This is a genomic window from uncultured Shewanella sp. (assembly GCF_947495455.1).
Lineage (GTDB): Bacteria > Pseudomonadota > Gammaproteobacteria > Enterobacterales > Shewanellaceae > Shewanella.
In genome coordinates, this window is the sequence record NZ_CANLZC010000319.1 from 1 (window position 1) to 216 (window position 216).

General features: G+C 42.6%; 1 tRNA gene. It reads left to right on the forward strand.

Going from position 1 to position 216, the window contains the following annotated elements:
- The first annotated feature begins 1 nt into the window (after nucleotide 1).
- Nucleotides 2-71, forward strand: a tRNA-Glu gene (locus tag Q0791_RS25235).
- The last annotated feature ends 145 nt before the right edge of the window (nucleotides 72-216 follow it).

Sequence of the window (216 nt, forward strand, 5' to 3'; positions counted from 1 at the left end):
CATCGTCTAGAGGCCTAGGACACCGCCCTTTCACGGCGGTAACAGGGGTTCGAATCCCCTTGGGGATACCATTTTATTTTTAACTCATTATTAAAAGATAAATTTTTTAATTGAGTCAATATGTAAAAGCAGTCATTAATTCGTTTATTGATTGTGATAAAAGATAACGTCCGGGTCCCCATCGTCTAGAGGCCTAGGACACCGCCCTTTCACGGC